This window comes from Kribbella sp. NPDC000426 (assembly GCF_040300265.1).
GTDB lineage: Bacteria > Actinomycetota > Actinomycetes > Propionibacteriales > Kribbellaceae > Kribbella.
This window is the reverse complement of sequence record NZ_JBEPDK010000006.1, coordinates 402,706-418,753: the sequence shown is the minus strand read 5'-3', so window position 1 is coordinate 418,753 and position 16,048 is coordinate 402,706. Positions and strand designations below refer to the sequence as shown.

At 67.8% G+C, this 16,048-nt stretch carries 16 protein-coding genes and 1 pseudogene; 6 read left to right on the top strand and 11 right to left on the bottom strand.

Annotated features, from left to right (window positions below; genetic code table 11):
- Positions 1-3 precede the first annotated feature (3 nt).
- From ABT313_RS30655 to ABT313_RS30635, 5 genes are all read right to left on the bottom strand, one after another.
- A complete protein-coding gene (locus ABT313_RS30655; RefSeq protein ID WP_350860985.1) occupies positions 4-1,104 on the bottom strand; it encodes an esterase-like activity of phytase family protein in 1,101 nt (366 codons plus the stop codon).
- Positions 1,105-1,174: 70 nt separating this feature from the next.
- Complete coding sequence (locus tag ABT313_RS30650; RefSeq protein WP_350860983.1) at positions 1,175-1,999, bottom strand: M55 family metallopeptidase; 825 nt, start codon at positions 1,997-1,999, stop codon at positions 1,175-1,177.
- Between the two features lie 10 nt (positions 2,000-2,009).
- Positions 2,010-3,467 (bottom strand): enolase C-terminal domain-like protein, encoded by a 1,458-nt coding sequence (locus tag ABT313_RS30645; protein WP_350860981.1) that lies wholly within the window; start codon positions 3,465-3,467, stop codon positions 2,010-2,012.
- On the bottom strand, positions 3,464-4,390 hold the full coding sequence (kdgD, locus tag ABT313_RS30640) for a 5-dehydro-4-deoxyglucarate dehydratase (protein ID WP_350860979.1): 927 nt from the start codon (positions 4,388-4,390) through the stop codon (positions 3,464-3,466). Before kdgD ends, ABT313_RS30645 begins: the two co-directional genes overlap by 4 nt.
- A gap of 52 nt (positions 4,391-4,442) precedes the next feature.
- Complete coding sequence (locus ABT313_RS30635; protein WP_350860977.1) at positions 4,443-5,321, bottom strand: LysR substrate-binding domain-containing protein; 879 nt, start codon at positions 5,319-5,321, stop codon at positions 4,443-4,445.
- 72 nt (positions 5,322-5,393) lie between these two features.
- Here ABT313_RS30635 and ABT313_RS30630 point away from each other — a divergent pair.
- Both ABT313_RS30630 and ABT313_RS30625 read left to right on the top strand, forming a co-directional pair.
- Positions 5,394-5,708: pseudogene (locus ABT313_RS30630) on the top strand (glucarate dehydratase); the annotation flags it as partial.
- Positions 5,709-5,815: 107 nt separating this feature from the next.
- Positions 5,816-6,625: an enolase C-terminal domain-like protein gene (locus ABT313_RS30625; protein WP_350861345.1), complete on the top strand. Its 810-nt coding sequence runs from the start codon at positions 5,816-5,818 to the stop codon at positions 6,623-6,625.
- A gap of 34 nt (positions 6,626-6,659) precedes the next feature.
- Here the strand turns inward: ABT313_RS30625 and ABT313_RS30620 are convergent, their stop codons facing one another.
- Both ABT313_RS30620 and ABT313_RS30615 read right to left on the bottom strand, forming a co-directional pair.
- On the bottom strand, positions 6,660-7,343 hold the full coding sequence (locus ABT313_RS30620) for a FadR/GntR family transcriptional regulator (protein ID WP_350860975.1): 684 nt from the start codon (positions 7,341-7,343) through the stop codon (positions 6,660-6,662).
- Between the two features lie 61 nt (positions 7,344-7,404).
- Entirely contained in the window at positions 7,405-8,523 is a 1,119-nt protein-coding gene (locus ABT313_RS30615) for an L-talarate/galactarate dehydratase (RefSeq protein ID WP_350860973.1), read from the bottom strand.
- Between the two features lie 157 nt (positions 8,524-8,680).
- Between ABT313_RS30615 and glsA the strand changes: the two genes are divergently transcribed.
- Entirely contained in the window at positions 8,681-10,138 is a 1,458-nt protein-coding gene (gene glsA / locus ABT313_RS30610) for a glutaminase A (RefSeq protein ID WP_350860971.1), read from the top strand.
- 56 nt (positions 10,139-10,194) lie between these two features.
- On the opposite strand, the gene glmS is transcribed toward glsA, so the two are convergent.
- The 3 genes from glmS to nucS all read right to left on the bottom strand — a co-directional run bounded on the left by glmS (position 10,195) and on the right by nucS (position 13,074).
- Positions 10,195-12,015 carry a glutamine--fructose-6-phosphate transaminase (isomerizing) gene (gene glmS, locus ABT313_RS30605; RefSeq protein WP_350860969.1) on the bottom strand — a complete coding sequence of 607 codons (1,821 nt, stop codon included), beginning with the start codon at positions 12,013-12,015 and terminating at the stop codon, positions 10,195-10,197.
- Between the two features lie 36 nt (positions 12,016-12,051).
- The gene (locus ABT313_RS30600; RefSeq protein ID WP_502884037.1) at positions 12,052-12,336 is read right to left on the bottom strand and encodes a hypothetical protein; all 285 of its coding nucleotides are present in this window, start codon (positions 12,334-12,336) and stop codon (positions 12,052-12,054) included.
- A 78-nt stretch (positions 12,337-12,414) separates the two neighbouring features.
- Positions 12,415-13,074: an endonuclease NucS gene (gene nucS, locus ABT313_RS30595; protein WP_130448766.1), complete on the bottom strand. Its 660-nt coding sequence runs from the start codon at positions 13,072-13,074 to the stop codon at positions 12,415-12,417.
- 61 nt (positions 13,075-13,135) lie between these two features.
- On the opposite strand from nucS, the gene ABT313_RS30590 reads away from it, so the two are divergent.
- Positions 13,136-13,447 (top strand): hypothetical protein, encoded by a 312-nt coding sequence (locus tag ABT313_RS30590; RefSeq protein WP_350860966.1) that lies wholly within the window; start codon positions 13,136-13,138, stop codon positions 13,445-13,447.
- Positions 13,448-13,483: 36 nt separating this feature from the next.
- On the opposite strand, the gene ABT313_RS30585 is transcribed toward ABT313_RS30590, so the two are convergent.
- A complete protein-coding gene (locus ABT313_RS30585; protein WP_350860964.1) occupies positions 13,484-14,572 on the bottom strand; it encodes an RNA-guided endonuclease InsQ/TnpB family protein in 1,089 nt (362 codons plus the stop codon).
- Between the two features lie 101 nt (positions 14,573-14,673).
- Between ABT313_RS30585 and ABT313_RS30580 the strand changes: the two genes are divergently transcribed.
- Both ABT313_RS30580 and ABT313_RS30575 read left to right on the top strand, forming a co-directional pair.
- Positions 14,674-15,555: a class I SAM-dependent methyltransferase gene (locus ABT313_RS30580; protein WP_350860961.1), complete on the top strand. Its 882-nt coding sequence runs from the start codon at positions 14,674-14,676 to the stop codon at positions 15,553-15,555.
- Positions 15,525-16,007, top strand: coding sequence for an NUDIX hydrolase (locus ABT313_RS30575; RefSeq protein WP_350860959.1), 483 nt, complete (start codon positions 15,525-15,527; stop codon positions 16,005-16,007). Before ABT313_RS30580 ends, ABT313_RS30575 begins: the two co-directional genes overlap by 31 nt.
- The last annotated feature ends 41 nt before the right edge of the window (positions 16,008-16,048 follow it).

Genomic DNA, 16,048 nt, shown 5'->3' with positions numbered 1-16,048 from the left:
TGGTCAGTGGAGGTTGACGGCCAGCGAGTAGAAGCGGGTGATCTGGGTGGCGCCGTTGTTGTCGTCGGACATCAGGTACAGCTGACGCCGCCCGCCCGGGAGGTATCCGCCCAGCGCGAGCGCCTCGACGTTGTCCAACAGCGGGTTCGGCTGCGGCTGCTTGGCGACTGCGCCGGACGGCGGGCAGTTCACCAGGTCGAACAGCTGCTTCTTCTGCAGGAAGACCTGCTCCGGCGCATCCGCGAGTGACGCCACCTTGGTCACGTCGGTCGCGCGCCGCAACGACACGGTGAACACACGAATCGTGTTCCCGACACCCGCGGTGAACGTCCGCTCCATCGACACCAGCTCCGTCGGGCTCACCCACGCGAGCTCGACCAGCGCGAGGCCCGGGTCCGGCTTGTACGCGTACTGGGCGATCGGGCGGTACGCGTGTCCGGGCAGACCGGCGTACCGGATGATGCGGTTCCGGGTGCGGTTGTTCGCGTCGGTGCCGTCCGGCGCGAGCGGACCCTCCATGCCGGCGAACAGTGACAGGCCGTCGCGGCTGACGGCGAGCGACTCGAACGTCGCGTTGCTGGTCGCCTCGCCGGCCGGCGCGACCTGGAACCGGCTCGGCACTGGCAGAGACGCGATCTCCTTGCCGTCCGACAGCCGGAAGCGGCGGATCGACGGCTCACGCTCCGAGGTCGCGAGGATGGTCCGATTGCCGCGCTCGACGACGAGGCCCTCGCCGTCGAAGTCGCCGCCGTTGTACGGCGTACCGTCCGGGCGTTTGAGGATCGTCATCCCGTCGACGCGCACCGAGGTCGGCTTGCTGTTGACCTTGAGGTCGAACACGCGGGCCGGCGTGGTCCCGACGTTGTCGACCAGCGCGATCGCGCTGTGCGGTCCGGTCACGTTGAGCGCGGACAGGCCGGCGACCGGCTGCCCGTCGAACGTCGTCTTGTCCAGCGCGTCGCTGAACCCGAGGAGACTCGCGTCCGGCGAGCACGCACCGCCGCTCCCGCCACCGCCGTGGTTGGGGCCCGTGGCCGACGCCGTGAGCGTGGTGGTCAGAGCGGTCAGGACAACTGCTGCGGCAAGCGGCTTGTGCCAACGCATTCCGGGCTCCTCGGTCGGGACGACAGCTGCGATCAAAACCTATCCTGCGCAACAGCAGTTGAACGCGCGGTTACTCACTCACTCCGCGGCTCAGCAGCACGGTCGCGATGAAGGTCCGGTACAGCTGCAGCGGATCATCGTTGCGCAAAGCAACGACCTTGTCCTCGCGGCGTTCGACGTTCCGCAGTGCGCAGGCGAGCTCGGCGAACGCCCGGCTGTGGAACCGGACGGTCAGCTCGGCCGGCAGCGTGATGCTCGGCGGCCTGATGTCGCTCAGCCGCGCCAGCGCGCGCCGGGCGCCGTGGTGGATCAGCTCGCGGGCGACCTCAGGATGCACAGACTTGGCGGCGTTGTGCGAGATCGAGTCCTTGACCACGACCGACTCGATGTCGGGGCAGAACGGCTGCGCCTCGTCGATCGTCACCCGGTCGCCGGAGATCAGTACGACGGGTACGCCGTGCGCGAGCGCCACCAGTGCGTTGATCCCGGCCTCGCCGGTGATCGAGCCGTTCAGGCGTACTTCGGCGATCGCGCGCGGGTTGTACGTGTGGTGCAGGACGGAACCCGTCGACCCGGCCGACCCGTGGTACGAGATGAAGAACGCCGCGTCGTACGACTCGTCGAGGCCCTCCATCATGTAGAGCGGCTTGTGCTTCCCGGACAGGTAGCTCGCGCGACCGTGCAGCTCGTCGGGACGCAGGTTCTGCATGGTCGAATGCGAGTCGTTGACCAGGAAATCCGTACCGCCCGCGGCCATCGCGCCGTCGATCGCGGCGTTGACCTCCGCCTGGAGCTGACCCCGGTAGTACTCGTACTCCTGACCCGGGCCGCGACACTGGCTCCAGTCGACGACGCCCGCCGTACCCTCCATGTCCGTTGACAAGAAGATCCTCATCCTCGCGAGGTTAGCGCACCATACAGGGCCGTTTCGGGTCGAAGGTCCAGTCGTTGACGAGGTACTGCATCGCGATCGCGTCGTTGCGTGCGCCGAGGCCGTGCTCCAGGTACAGCTCGTGCGCCGCGTCCAGCGCCTCGCGGTCGAGCTCGACGCCCAGACCGGGACGCGTGGGTACGGCGATCTCGCCGCCGGCGATCCGCAACGGCTCCTTGGTGAGGGCCTGGCCGTCCTGCCAGATCCAGTGGGTGTCGAGCGCGGTGATGTCGCCGGGCGCGGCCGCGCCGACCTGCGTGAACATCGCGAGCGAGATGTCGAAGTGGTTGTTCGAATGCGAACCCCAGGTCAGCCCGAAGTCGTTGCAGAGCTGCGCGACCCGCACCGATCCGGCCATCGTCCAGAAGTGCGGGTCGGCCAGCGGGATGTCGACCGCGTCCATCCGGATCGCGTGCGCCAGTTCGCGCCAGTCCGTCGCGATCATGTTGGTCGCCGTGCGCAGTCCGGTATACCGCTTGAACTCGGCCATCGTCTCGCGCCCGGAGAACCCGGGCTCGGCGCCGCACGGGTCCTCGACATACGCGAGTACGTCGTCCAGTCCCGAGCAGACCGCGACGGCTTCGCGAAGCGACCACGCGCCGTTCGGGTCAATCGTGATCCGCGCCGCCGGGAACCGTTCGTGCAGGGCGCGTACTGCGTCGATCTCGACCTGCGCGTCGAACACGCCGCCCTTCAACTTGAAGTCCGCGAACCCGTACCGCTCCTGAGCAGCCTCCGCCAGCGCGACAACCGCGTCAGCGGTCAACGCGGGCCGCCGCCTCAGCTGCAACCACCGGTTGCCGCCCCTGCCGTCGCGCTCGTCGCTTGCCGCGCTTGCCGCGCTTGCCGCGCTTGCCGCGCTTGCCGCGCTTGCCGGGCTTGCCGCGCTTGCCGCGCTTGCCGGGTCTGCCCCGGTTGTGCTGCCTGCACCGTCCGAGCCGGCGTCATCCGTCCGGTACGGCAGGTCTGTCTGCGCCGCATCCCCGACGTAGAACAGATAGCCGAGCACTGGCACCGCTGTGCGTTGTTGACCGTCGCCGAGCAGTTCTGCGATTGGTATACCAAGATGCTGGCCGAGCAGATCCAACAGCGCAGACTCGAGCCCGGTGACCGCGTGAACCGTCGTACGCAGGTCGAAGGTCTGCGGTCCGCGGCCACCGCTGTCCCGATCCGCGAACGTGGTGGAGATCGAGCGGAGCAGGCTTCGATGGTGGCTGAGTTGGTGGCCGACCAGCAGCGGCGCCGCGTCGCGGATCGTGGACGCGATCTTCTCGCTACCGGGCACCTCGCCCAGACCCGTGTTGCCCGAGCTGTCGGTCACGATCACGACGTTGCGTGTGAAGAACGGTCCGTGGGCGCCGCTCAGGTTGAGCAGCATGCTGTCGTGGCCGGCCACCGGCACGACCTCGATCGACACAACCGTCGGAGTCATTTGACCTTCCCGATCAACTCGGTCAGCTGCGCGAGCTCGTCATCGGTCAGATCCTGCAACGGCGGCCGCACCGGGCCCGCCGACCGCCCGATCGCGTTCACACCGGCCTTCACGATCGAAACGGCATACCCTTTCGTCCGGTCACGGATGTCCAGGTACGGCAGCACGAACTCGTTGAGCTTTTGGTATACCGAAGTGCGGTCCTGCGAGACGACGTCCGCATAGAACCCGAGCGCGAACTCGGGCACGAAGTTGAAGATCGCCGACGAGTACGTGCTGTACCCGAGCTGCAGCAGCGGCAGCGCGAACGTCTCGGCCGTGGGCAGGCCGCCGATGTAGGTGAGCCGTTCACCCACCCGCGCGTACGTCCGCGTCATCATCTCGATATTGCCGACCCCGTCCTTGAGGCAGACCAGATTCGGATTCCGCTCGGCGAGCGCGGCCACCGACGCGTCGTTGAGGATCGCATTCGCCCGGCTGTACACGGTTACGCCGAGGCTGGTGTTTTGGCATACCGCCGACACATGCTCGATCAGACCGCGCTGCCCCGCCTCGGTCAGGTACGGCGGCAGCAGCAGGATCCCGTCCGCCCCAGCCGCCTCGGCCGCCTGCGCGCCCGCGATCGCACTCGCCGTACCGCCAGTGGCCGGCGCGATCACCGGAACCCGGCCGTTGACCTCGGACACAGCCGCTCGTACGACGGCGTCGATCTCGGCGGTGGTCAGCGAGAAGCCCTCACCGGTACCGCCCGCGGCGAACAGACCCGCGACGTCGTACTGGCTCAGCCACGACAGGTGCTCGCGGTACGCGGCCTCGTTGAAGCTCAGATCCGGGTGGAAATGTGTCACGGGGAACGAGAGCAGCCCGGTCTTCAGTTGCGCGGCGAGTTCGCCGGGGGAGTAGCGCGAGGAAGTTTGGGTCACGCTTGTCAGCGTAGGAACAGGCGTGGATACCTGTCCAAGATCGATTTTGGATCTAGTGATGCTCTGGGAGCATCGTGAGCACCCGTCGCAGGACTGGACTGGTCGCGTCCCGCCGCCAGATCGCATGCAGCTCGACCGGGTCGCCGGCACCCTCGAGGTCGCAGTACGCGACGCCCTCCACACCGAGGCTGCGGGCCGACGCCGGGACGAGCGCGACGCCACGGCCGGCCGCGACGAGCAGGATCACGGTCAGGATCTGCTGCACCCGCTGTTCGATCCGCGGATGCGACTCGGAGAGGAACCGGACCGTCAGTTCATGGAAGTACCGCGCCTGCGTCGGCGAATAGCTGATCACCTGTTCGCCGACGAAGTCGCCCGCAGACAACGGCCGCTCGAGCGCCGCCAACCGATGGTTGCCGGGGACAACAGCGCACAGCGGCTCCCGGTATACCACCCGCGAGTCCAGTACGTCGGTGTCGAACGGCGGCCGCCCCAGACCGAGATCGAGCTCACCACGCAGCAGGCCGTCGAGTTGTGCGGGCGTCACACGCTCGTGCAGGATCACGTCGACATCCGGCAGTTCCTCGGACATCCGGCGCAGGAGCGGACCGAGCGTACGAATGGCCGAGGTTGCGGTAAAGCCGAGTCGCAGCGTGCCCGCCGCACCCTGGTCGACGCGTCGCGCGAGGTCGCCCGCGGTCTCGACCAGCGCGAGCAGCCGGCGAGCCTCGACCAGGAACGCCTGGCCGGCCTCGGTGAGCTCGACCTTGCGGTTGTCGCGTTCGAGCAATCGCGCCCCGACGGCGCGTTCGAGCTTCTGCACCTGCCGGCTCAGCGGCGGTTGAGTCATGTTCAGCCGTTCCGCGGCCCGGCCGAAGTGCAGTTCCTCGGCGACGGCGACGAAGGCGCTCAGTTGATCGAGCGAGAACATGATTCCCGAAAGGTATCACTCGATGCCGTATCGGCCTTGGACACGCATGATCAGCGTTCCTACGCTCGTTCGATGAGCAAGGTTGCGCGGATCGAACTCACGCCGGTCGCGTTCGCGGATCCGCCGCTGCTCAACGTATCGGGGGTGCACGAACCGTTCGCGCTGCGGACGATCGTGCAGGTGTGGACCGACGACGGGCTGGTCGGGCTGGGTGAGACGTACGCGTCCGACGAGCACCTGGCGCGGTTGCGGGCGGTCGCCGACGTACTGGCCGGGCTGGACGTGTTCGACCTGAACGGGCTCCGTCGGCGGGTCAGCTCCGTGCTCGCGACCGGTGGTATACCAAATCCCCAGGACCCCGTCGATGTGGTGATGTCGCCGTTCGAGGTTGCGCTGCTCGATGCCCAGGGCAAGCAGTTGGGGCGGCCGGTGGCGGACCTGCTCGGCGGCGCGGTGCGGGACGAGGTTCCGTTCAGCGCGTACCTGTTCTACAAGTGGGCTGCGCATCCCGGGCAGGAGCCGGACTCGTGGGGCGAGGCGCTCGATCCGGACGGGATCGTGCGGCAGGCGCGAACGATGATCGAGCAGTACGGCTTCACGGCGATCAAGCTCAAGGGCGGTGTGTTCCCTCCCGAAGAGGAGGCAGAGGCGGTCCGGGCGCTGGCGGCGGCGTTCCCGAGCAGAAGCTGCGGATCGATCCGAACTGCGCGTGGACCGTGGACACCTCGATCCGGCTCGCGCGCGAGCTGTCCGGGATTCTGGAATACCTCGAGGATCCGACGCCGGGGCTCGACGGCATGGCGGAGGTCGCGCGGCAGACCGAGATCCCGCTGGCGACGAACATGTGCGTCGTCGCGTTCGCCCACCTCAGGCCGGCCGTCCGCGCCGACGCCGTACAGGTCGTGCTGTCGGACCATCACTACTGGGGTGGACTGAGACGGTCGCAGCTCCTCGGCGGGATCTGCGACACGTTCGGCCTGGGACTGTCCATGCATTCCAATTCACACCTAGGCATCAGCCTCGCCGCGATGACACACCTCGCCGCGGCAACGCCCAACCTCACCTACGCCTGCGACACCCACTACCCCTGGAAAACCGAGGACGTCATCAAGCCCGGCGCACTGCCCTTCAACTCCGGCAGCGTCCGCGTACCAACCGCACCCGGCCTCGGCGTCGAGCTGGACGAAGCCGCCCTGGCGGAGTTGCACGAGCAGTACCTACACTCCGGCCTCCACAAACGCGACGACACCAGGTACATGCGCACCTTCACCTCAACCTTCACCCCCAACACCGCCCGCTGGTAACCCGGTCCAGGGTGCTGCCCGGTTGACGAAGGGGCTAGGTGGGTTGGTGGGATTGGAGGCGGTGGCGGGTGTTGGAGAGGTGGACGCGCATTGCGGCTCGGGCGGCGTCGGGGTCGGTGTGGGTTATCGCTGCGTGGATGTTTTCGTGTTCGTGGATTACTCGCGTCAGGTGGTCCGGATCGGACATTTCGTAGGCCGGATCGAGGCGGGTTCGCGGGAGCATGATCATCATCGGCCCTAGGTCGGCGATCAGGTCGGAGTAGAAGTGGTTGCCTGAAGCAACCGCTACCTTGAGGTGGAAGGTGAAGTCGGCCTCCACGGACCGGGCCGGATCGGCCCCGATCCGGCGGTACTCGTCCAGGGCGCGCTCGATTCCTTTGAGCTGGTATACCGTCCGTCGGCTCGCCGCCAGCCCGGCCGCTTCGGTCTCCACGCCGATCCGGAAGTCCATCAGCTCCAGCACGTCCTGGTGCGATCGCACCTCGCGGAGTCCCGACGTACGCTCCGGAACCTCGAGCACGAAGGAGCCGCGGCCCTGGAACGTCTCCACGAGCCCGGCCGCCTGCAACCGGGAGACCGCCTCGCGTACCACGGTCCGGCTGACGCCGAACTCCTCGACCAGACTTTTCTCGCCCGGCAACCGACTGCCTGGTGCGATCTCACCGCTCAGGATTTGTTGCTTGAGCTCCTCAACGATTTGGTATGCCAAATTACTCATCGGCGTCCACGCTCCGCTCCGGGCGCCGACGAGGCACGAGCGCTGTGTTGTCCGCGCTCGGTCATGGGCGGAACTCGCAGCTGTCGACCGTCCACCGCGCGCACTGCTCGCTGGTCGTGAAGCCGAGGCCGGGTCGGTCCGGTACGAGCATCCGGCCGTCGACCGTCTCCAGACGTTCGTTGAACAACGGATTCAGCCACTCGAAATGCTCGACCCACGGTTCGCGCGGATAGGCGGCCGCAAGATGCAGGTGGATCTCCATCGCGAAGTGCGGAGCCAGCTGAAGACCGTTGTGATCGGCAAGCGTCGCCAGCTTCAGGAACGGCGTGATGCCGCCGATCCGTGGCGCGTCCGGCTGGATGATGTCGGCGGCCCGCGCCTCGATCAGCCGGACATGTTCACCGACGCTCGACAGCATCTCGCCCGTCGCGATCGGGGTGTCCAGCGCCGCGGCAAGCTCCGCGTGGCCGACCGCGTCGTACGCGTCGAGCGGCTCCTCGATCCACACCAGGTTGAACTGCTCCAACACCCGGCCGAAGCGCAACGCGGTCGGCCGATCCCACTGCTGGTTCGCATCGACCATCAGCGGCGCGTCGTCGCCGAGGTGCTCCCGGACAGCACGCACCCGCTCGAGGTCGATTCGCGTGTCCGGCTGCCCGACCTTGATCTTGATCCCGCCGATGCCGTCGGCCAGCGATTTCGACGCGCGCTCCTTGACCTCAGAGATCGGCGCGTGCAAGAAGCCGCCGGAGGTGTTGTACGCGCGGACCGAGTCCCGATGCGCACCGAGCAGCTTGGCCAGCGGCAGGCCTGCCCGCTTCGCCTTGAGGTCCCAGAGCGCGATGTCGATCGCCGCGATCGCCTGCGTCGCGACCCCGGACCGGCCGACCGACGCACCGGCCCACAGCAACTTGTCGTACACCTTGCCGATGTCCGACGGGTCCTCGCCGATCAGCCCGGCAGCGATCTCCTTCGCATGTGCGTACTGCGCCGGACCGCCGGCGCGTTTGGAGTAGCTGAAACCGATCCCGTGCTGCTCCTGCTCGGTCGCGATCTCCGCGAACAGGAACACGATCTCGGTCATCGGCCGCTGCCGACCGGTCAGCACCTTCGCATCGCTGATCGGCTGGTCGAGCGGAAGAACCACGGACGAGAGCCTGACCTGACGGATGCGATCCATGGCCAGTGATCGTACAAGTCATCAACTTGTCCAACAAGAGCGCCGATTGACGTCTCCGTAACACCAGGTGACCCACGCGGAAACACAAGTCGGACAGGCTGCTCACTCGCCGACAGCGTCGTCGCGTGACCACATCTGCCTGGGGAAGGAAGTCACGATGGATGTGTCGGAGTCCGAACTGGTGCGGACGTTCACGTCGGTGGACACCGACGACAACGGCCGGATCTGGGCGTGGGAGCTGCTCGCGAAGCTCGGGCAGACGGGGATACAGCCGGAAGATCCGCGGGTCCGTGCGGCACTCGCCGCCGTGCCCGGGGCAGACGGCCGTATCGCCGGCGCCCGGGCCGGCATCAGGGTCGACGCGCAGCCGGTGGAGATGAGCCTCCGGGAGTTCGCCGGGATCGCGCAGTACGGCGACGGTTTGGTATACCGGGCGCTGGCCGGCGAGCTGGCCGTCCCGACGGACGAGTTCCGCGAGTACGTGCGCGGCATCGAGGCGATGTACGCCGACCTGCTGCCGAACCGCGATGGCGAGGTCGCCGACTACATCCCCACGCTGCGCGACGCCGATCCGGAGCGGTTCGGGATCGCGATCTGTACGGCGGACGGGCAGACGTTCTCGATCGGCGACACCGCGGACGAGTTCAGCGTGCAGTCGACCTCGAAGCCGTTCAACTATGCGATCGCGCTGGAACAGCTCGGGCCGGAGGAAGTGCATCGCTGGGTCGGCCAGGAGCAGAGTGGCGGTCCGTTCAACGATCCCGCGCTTTCGCTGGGTCGGGACGGCAGGCCGCGGAACCCGATGATCAATGCCGGGGCGATCGGTACGCTCGCGCTGGTCGACACCGGGAAGGACCAGTCGGACCGGTTCACCACGGTCCGGGACACCTGGGCCGCCATGACGGGCAAACGACCGCAGTTGCACGGTGCGACGTTCCTGGCCGAGCGCGACACCGGATTCGGGAACGTGCGGTTCGCGAACGGGCTCATGCAGACGAACAAGCTGAGAGGTGCCCGCCCGACCGATCGGCGTGCTCCGGAAGACGCGGTCGAGTTCTACACGATGGTCTGCTCGCTCACCATGGACGCCGAGCAGTTGGCGAAAGCCGGCGCCACGCTCGCGAACGGCGGGGTCGCGCCGAGCGGCGTACGCGTGTTCTCGCCGGAGACCGCAGGGCGCGTGCTGGCCGTGATGGGGCATAGCGGGATGTACGACGGCTCCGGGGAGTTCTCCGACCAGGTCGGGTTGCCGGCGAAGAGCGGGGTGTCCGGCAACCTCATGATGGTGGTGCCGTCGAAGGGGCTGGCTGTGGTGACGTACTCGCCGCGGCTGGACCCGACTGGCAACTCGGTCCGCGGCGTCGAGGTTTGCAAGCGATTCGTGAACGAGTTCGGCCTGCATCCGTACCGCGACCTCGGAGGCACCGGACGGCAGTTGGCCGGTGCCCTCAACGAGGCGGACAGGCGAGCCGAAGCCGCAAGCGCCGCAGACCGCGCCCTGGCCGGCCTAGCCAGACCAGGAACCGCCGCTCCCGCCACATCCGCGACGCAGAACGCCGAGCGCACAGGAGCAGTCCCAACCCGCCACCCCACCCAACCAGCCCACCAACTCTGACAAAGCGGCCCCCGCCACACTCGGTGTGGCGGGGGCCGTGAGCTTGCCGGCTTCGTCTACTCGACGGTGACGGACTTGGCGAGGTTGCGGGGCTTGTCGACGTCGTGGCCGAGGGCTACGGCTGCGTAGTACGCGATGATCTGGAGCGGGATCGTCAGCAGGATCGGGTCGAGTTCGGCCTCGTTCTTCGGTACGACGATCTTCGCCGCCACCCCGTCCGGTACGTCGACGCCGGGGTGCGTGACGACGTACAGCGGACCCGACCGGGCCCCGATCTCGTGCAGCGCGCCGATGTTGCGGTCGAGCAGCTCGTCGTCGGGGACGATCGCGACGCTCGGCACGTCCGGGGAGATCAGCGCGAGCGGACCGTGCTTCAGCTCGGACGTCTGGTACGCCTCCGCGTGCCGGTACGAGATCTCCTTCAGCTTCTGCGCGCCCTCGCGCGCGACCGGGTACCCGCGGGTCCGGCCGACGAAGAAGAGCGACTCGTGCTGCGCGAGCCGGCCGGCGATCTTCGCCAGCTCCTCCTCCTGAGCGACGATCTCGGCGATATCCGACGGCAGCTTCTTCAGGCCGTCGATCAGCCGGCGGCCGTCGGCGGGGGAGACGTCGCGGATCCGGCCGAGGTGGATGCCGAGCATCGCGAACGCGACCGCCATGTTCGTCAGCGCCTTCGTCGACGCGACCGAGACCTCCGGGCCGGCGTGCAGGTACACGCCGCCGTCGACCTCGCGGGCGATGCTCGAACCGACCGCGTTCACCAGGCCGATCACGCGACCGCCTTTGCGCTTCAGCTCCTGCACCGCGACCAGCGTGTCCAGCGTTTCACCGGACTGCGAGACCGCGATGTACAGCGTGTCCCGCTCGACGACCGGGTTGCGGTAGCGGAACTCCGACGCGGGCTCGGCGTCGGCGGGGATCCGCGCGACCTCCTCGATGAACTGCGCGCCCATCTGGCCCGCGTAGTACGCCGAACCGCAGCCGAGGATCTTGACCCGCTTGATCTCGCGCGCCTCGCGGGCGTCCATGTTCAGACCGCCGAGGTGCACGGTGTGGAAACGCTCGTCGAGGCGGCCGCGGATGGCCCTGCCGACCGCGTCCGGCTGCTCGTGGATCTCCTTCATCATGAAGTGCTCGTGCAGGCCGCGCTCGTACTCGTCGGCCTCCCACTCGACCGTCTTCGCGGTCTTGGTGGTCGGCGCGGCGTCCTGCGTGAACGTGCGGTACCCGTCGGCGCGGACGGTCGCCATCTCGCCGTCGTCCAGGTACACGACCTGGCGGGTGTAGCGGATCAGCGCGGCCGCGTCGGAGGCGACGTGCATCTCGCCGTCGCCGATGCCGAGGATCAGCGGGCTGCCGTTGCGGGCGACCACGATCCGGTCCGGGAAGTCGAGGTCGATGACGGCGATGCCGTAGGTGCCCTCGATCCGGCGCAGCGCGGCCATCACCTTGTCCTCGAGCGTCGCGCCCTCGGACTGCTCGATCAGGTGCGCGAGAACCTCGGTGTCGGTCTCGGAGCGCAGCTTGACGCCCGCGTCCTCGAGCTGGGTACGCAGCACGCCGGCGTTGTCGAAGATGCCGTTGTGTACGACGGCGATCCGCTCGTTGCCGCTGGCATGCGGGTGCGCGTTGTCCTTGCTCGGACCGCCGTGGGTCGCCCACCGGGTGTGGCCGATGCCGAGCTTGCCGCCGAACCGCTTCGGCAGCGACGCCTCCAGCTCACGGACGCGGCCGGCGTCCTTGTGTACCTTCAGCTCGCTGGACCCCAGTACGGCGACACCCGCCGAGTCGTAGCCCCGGTACTCGAGCCGGGCCAGTCCGTCCACCAGGATGGGCGCGGCCGGCTTGGTGCCGACGTACCCGACGATTCCGCACATGTAGTGGGTGCCTTTCGTATGGGTTTGGTCCCGCCGTCAGCCGTAGACGATCCGTCTGAGCTGCCGGGCGGAGAGTTCGGGTGAGCGGACCGGCCAGTGCTGGAGCTCGGCGCCGAGACGCGCGAAGATCTCGTCGTTGCGGGCGCCGTAGGTCTGCAACTCACGGTGCCGTCGCCGGACGTAGTCCTCGGTCGTCTCGGTGAAATAGGCCAGTACGTCGGCGACCACGCGCCGCGCGACATCCGCCGACAGTCCGGTCGTCCGGCTGACCTGATCGGCCAGCTCGTCCACCGGCTCCACAGCCGCCGCCTCACTGATCACCCGACCACCATGCAGTGTTTTAGAGGTCACTGCAAACCTTCTGCCCGAAATCGGGCAAATTTACTGCTTTGTCAGGATCTAGAAGAGCCGGAGTACGTCGGATTCCATGCCGCGGAGGGCGTCGTAGTCGACGGTGACGCATTCGAGGCCGCGGTCGGTGGCCAGGAACTGGGCCTGGGGCTTGATCAGCTGGGCGGCGAAGATGCCGCGGACCGGGGCGAGCAGGGGGTCGCGGTTGAGGAGTTCGACGTAGCGGGTGAGTTGTTCGACGCCGTCGATCTCGCCGCGGCGTTTGATCTCGACCGCGACGTGCTTGCCGTCGGCGTCGCGGCAGAGCAGGTCGACCGGGCCGATCGCGGTCGGGTACTCGCGGCGTACCAGCGTCCAGCCCTCGCCGAAGGTCTGGACGTGCTCGGCGAGCAGCTCCTGCAGGTGCGCCTCGACGCCGTCCTTGATCAGGCCGGGGTCGGTCCCGAGCTCGTACGACGTGTCGCTGTGCACCTCCTCGAGCGTGATCCGGAGCTCCTCACCAGCCTTGTTGGTGACGCTCCAGACCCCCTCTTCCTCGGTCAGCTTGCACGGCGGCGACATCCAGTTCAGCGGTTTGTACGACCCGCCGTCGGCGTGGATCAGCACGGATCCGTCCGCCTTCACCATCAGCAGCCGCGGCGCCATCGGCAGATGAGCCGTCAGCCGCCCCGAGTAGTCGACAGAACAAGTAGCAATCACCAAGCGCACGAGAAAGCACCGTAGTGCACCGGCCGTCAGGAGTGGGAGGGTGGTGAGCATGATGCCGAAGGTGAGCGATCAGGCAGTCGCCGCGTACGACGTGGTGGCCGCCGAGCTGGAGTCGGCCGGAGTGGTTCGGGGCAGCATGTTCGGTATGCCCTGTCTCAAGGTCGGTAAGAAGGTGCTCGCGGGGATGTTCGGCGACGCCATGACGTTCAAACTTCCGCCGGAACCGCGCGAGAAGGCGCTCGCGCTGCCCGGCGCCGAACCGTTCGACCCCGGGATGGGCCGGCCGATGAAGGAGTGGGTCATGATCCCGCTGGCCCAGTCGGAGGTCTGGCCGGAGTACGCCGCCGAGGCATTGGAGTACGTCGGCCGTTGACGTCCTCCTCGTCTTGGAAGACGAGGATTCCAACTACTACGCGGAGGTAGCGAGTTGAGGTTCACGCTTCGGCGAGACCCGCGGTGGCGTCTCTCGGCGTGCGCTGACGGCCCGTCCGGCCGCGATGTTGACAGCCGCGTTGACGTCCGCGTGAGCCGAGTGCCCGCAGGCGACGCAGTGGAACACCGCTTGGTTCTCGCGGTTCTCCGGGGCGCGGTGCTTGCAGACGCTGCAGGTCTGGGACGTGAATGCGGGGTTGACTTTCTCGAACCGTCCTGTCGCCTTTTGCTCAAGACGTCTCGCCAGTGCTCCCCAGCCGTTACCCAAGATGCCGCGGTTCAGACCGGCTTTGGCGCGGCGGCGGTTCGGCAGGAAGCTACCCGGTCGCTCTGGGTCGGGTCTGGGCCTAGGGCGCCTGCTCATCTGAGCAATCCGCAGGTCCTCGACGCGTATGACGTCGAATCGTTGCGCGAGATCGGTGCTGGTCTTCTCGACCCAGTCCCTGCAGCGATCGCCAGCTCTAGCGAACAGCCTGGCAATCGCGACTGTTATTCGCTGGCGGGCCGCCGACACGCTGACGCCGCGGTCGACGCCGACGACCTGTCCGGTGCCGGGCGCTGGAATCGGTTCTGGGATGACAGCGAACGCAAGATGCCAGCGTCCGGCCCGATCGCGAGTGACCCGGTACGACTTCGCGTTGGGTACGGCGCGGGACAGCCGGAACTGCACCCAGCCGACCTTCGGAATGAGTACCCGCGCCCACTTCCGATTCAGCTTGACGATCCGGGAAGCCTGGGAGCCGACAATGCGGAAACCCTCGTGCTGCCCAGCCTTACGCCACGTCGGGCGACGGTGCGTGCCTGCGTAGAAGTTCTTGATTGCCTGGTCGAAGTCTCGCAACGCTTGCTGTTGCACAGTCTGCGATCCGGCGCGCAGCCAATCGAACGCTGCCCGCGCTTCAGTGAGTTGCCGTGCTTGCTCGATGTAGGCCGGCGTCGCCTGTTTGTCGCGGGTCCACATCGCCCATTGCTCCAGCGCCAGGTTCCACACCGACCGCGCGTGTCGACACTGTTCCAGCAACGCGGTCTCTTGCTCCCGCGTCGGATACATCCGGAACCTGGACATGCTTACGACCCAATCATGTGCTACCGACAATCCTTGATCCTCGAAGGGAGGCAGCCGCGGATCCTGCCGGCAGAAGCGTCGGGTTCGAGCGGCCAGGCCAAATGAATCTCATGTGTCCGGCGCGGATCGTGCTGTTGCCCGGTGATGTCCAGGAAGCGGCGGTCGGCGAGCGGGTCGCCCAGGTGTACGCCGGAACGTTCGAGGCGGCGGCCGGGTCCCGGCTGGCGGACCGGCTCGGCGTACGGCTGACCGTCGTACCGGAGCTGACCCGGCGCCCGGACGAGGAGCTGCAGTCGATCGCGGACCTGCATCGCGGCGAGACCGTCGTCGTGCTCGGCGTGGATCTCGGCTTGAAGCTTCCGGCCGTCGTCGAGCACACCGGCGACGGCTGGACGCGGCTGGCGACCGACAACGAGGTGACGCTGTCGGCGTACGAGCAGGCCGCCGACAAGTTCCGCGAGTCGATCCCGACGGCGGCCAACGACACGCTGATCGACCTGCTCGCCGAGCGGATCGGCCCCGGCGCGCGCGTCCTGGAGATCGGCAGCGGGACCGGCCGCGACGCGCTCGAGCTGGAACGCCGCGGCTTCGTCGTACGCCGGACCGACGCGACGCAGGCGTTCATCGACATGATGCGCGCCGACGGGTACGCCGTCGACCGGTTGAACGCGCTGACCGACGATTTCGGCGGGCCGTACGACGCGGTCTTCGCGGACGCTGTGTTCCTGCACTTCGACCGCCCCGACCTGGCCCAGGTACTGCGGAAGGCCGCGCGGGCAGCGGGTGTCCTGGCGTTCGCGACCCGGGAGGGCAAGGGCGAGGAATGGTCCGACCGGCACCTGGACCTGCCCCGGCATTTCGTCATGTGGCAGGAAGACGCGTTGCGTGAGCTGCTGAAGAGCACCGGCTGGGAAGTGCAGCGGCTGGACCGCGGCGAGGGCAAGTTCGGGATGTGGTTCTACGTGCTGGCGACGCGCGCATGATCCGGGCGGGCGTCGTACTGCTGACCGACGACGGGATCGCCGCGATCGAGCGCGTGCGGGACGGGCGGACGTACTACGTTCTGCCCGGCGGTCAGGTCGAAGAAGGCGAGTCCCCGGCCGAGACCGCGCGGCGCGAGATCTACGAGGAGCTCGGGCTGCTGGTGAAGATCCGCAGTGTCGTCGCGGTCGTGCACTTCGGCGACAGCACGCAGCACTACTTCTGCGCGGACGTCATCGGCGGCGACTTCGGCACCGGCGACGGACCGGAGATGACGAGCCCGGCTGAGTCTGAGAGCGGCAGCTACCGCGCGGTGTGGCTGTCGCTGGCCGAGCTCGGCGAGCGCGACGTCCGGCCACGCCCGATCGCGGCGGCGCTCCTGGCCGCGCCGGATCCGCTCTGGTTGCTGGACGGCTGGATGGAGACTCCGGTCGTGTACGACGAGCCGAGGTAGAGCGGTGTGAGCTTGGCCTCGCCGGTGATGCAACTCATGGG

Coding starts and splice junctions, on each gene's coding strand:
- ABT313_RS30655 (WP_350860985.1), bottom strand. CDS start 1,104: ATGCGTTGGCACAAGCCGCTTGCCGCAGCAGTTGTCCTGACCGCTCTG.
- ABT313_RS30650 (WP_350860983.1), bottom strand. CDS start 1,999: ATGAGGATCTTCTTGTCAACGGACATGGAGGGTACGGCGGGCGTCGTC.
- ABT313_RS30645 (WP_350860981.1), bottom strand. CDS start 3,467: ATGACTCCGACGGTTGTGTCGATCGAGGTCGTGCCGGTGGCCGGCCAC.
- ABT313_RS30635 (WP_350860977.1), bottom strand. CDS start 5,321: ATGTTCTCGCTCGATCAACTGAGCGCCTTCGTCGCCGTCGCCGAGGAA.
- ABT313_RS30620 (WP_350860975.1), bottom strand. CDS start 7,343: ATGAGTAATTTGGCATACCAAATCGTTGAGGAGCTCAAGCAACAAATC.
- ABT313_RS30615 (WP_350860973.1), bottom strand. CDS start 8,523: ATGGATCGCATCCGTCAGGTCAGGCTCTCGTCCGTGGTTCTTCCGCTC.
- glsA (WP_350860971.1), top strand. CDS start 8,681: ATGGATGTGTCGGAGTCCGAACTGGTGCGGACGTTCACGTCGGTGGAC.
- glmS (WP_350860969.1), bottom strand. CDS start 12,015: ATGTGCGGAATCGTCGGGTACGTCGGCACCAAGCCGGCCGCGCCCATC.
- ABT313_RS30585 (WP_350860964.1), bottom strand. CDS start 14,572: ATGTCCAGGTTCCGGATGTATCCGACGCGGGAGCAAGAGACCGCGTTG.
- ABT313_RS30580 (WP_350860961.1), top strand. CDS start 14,674: ATGAATCTCATGTGTCCGGCGCGGATCGTGCTGTTGCCCGGTGATGTC.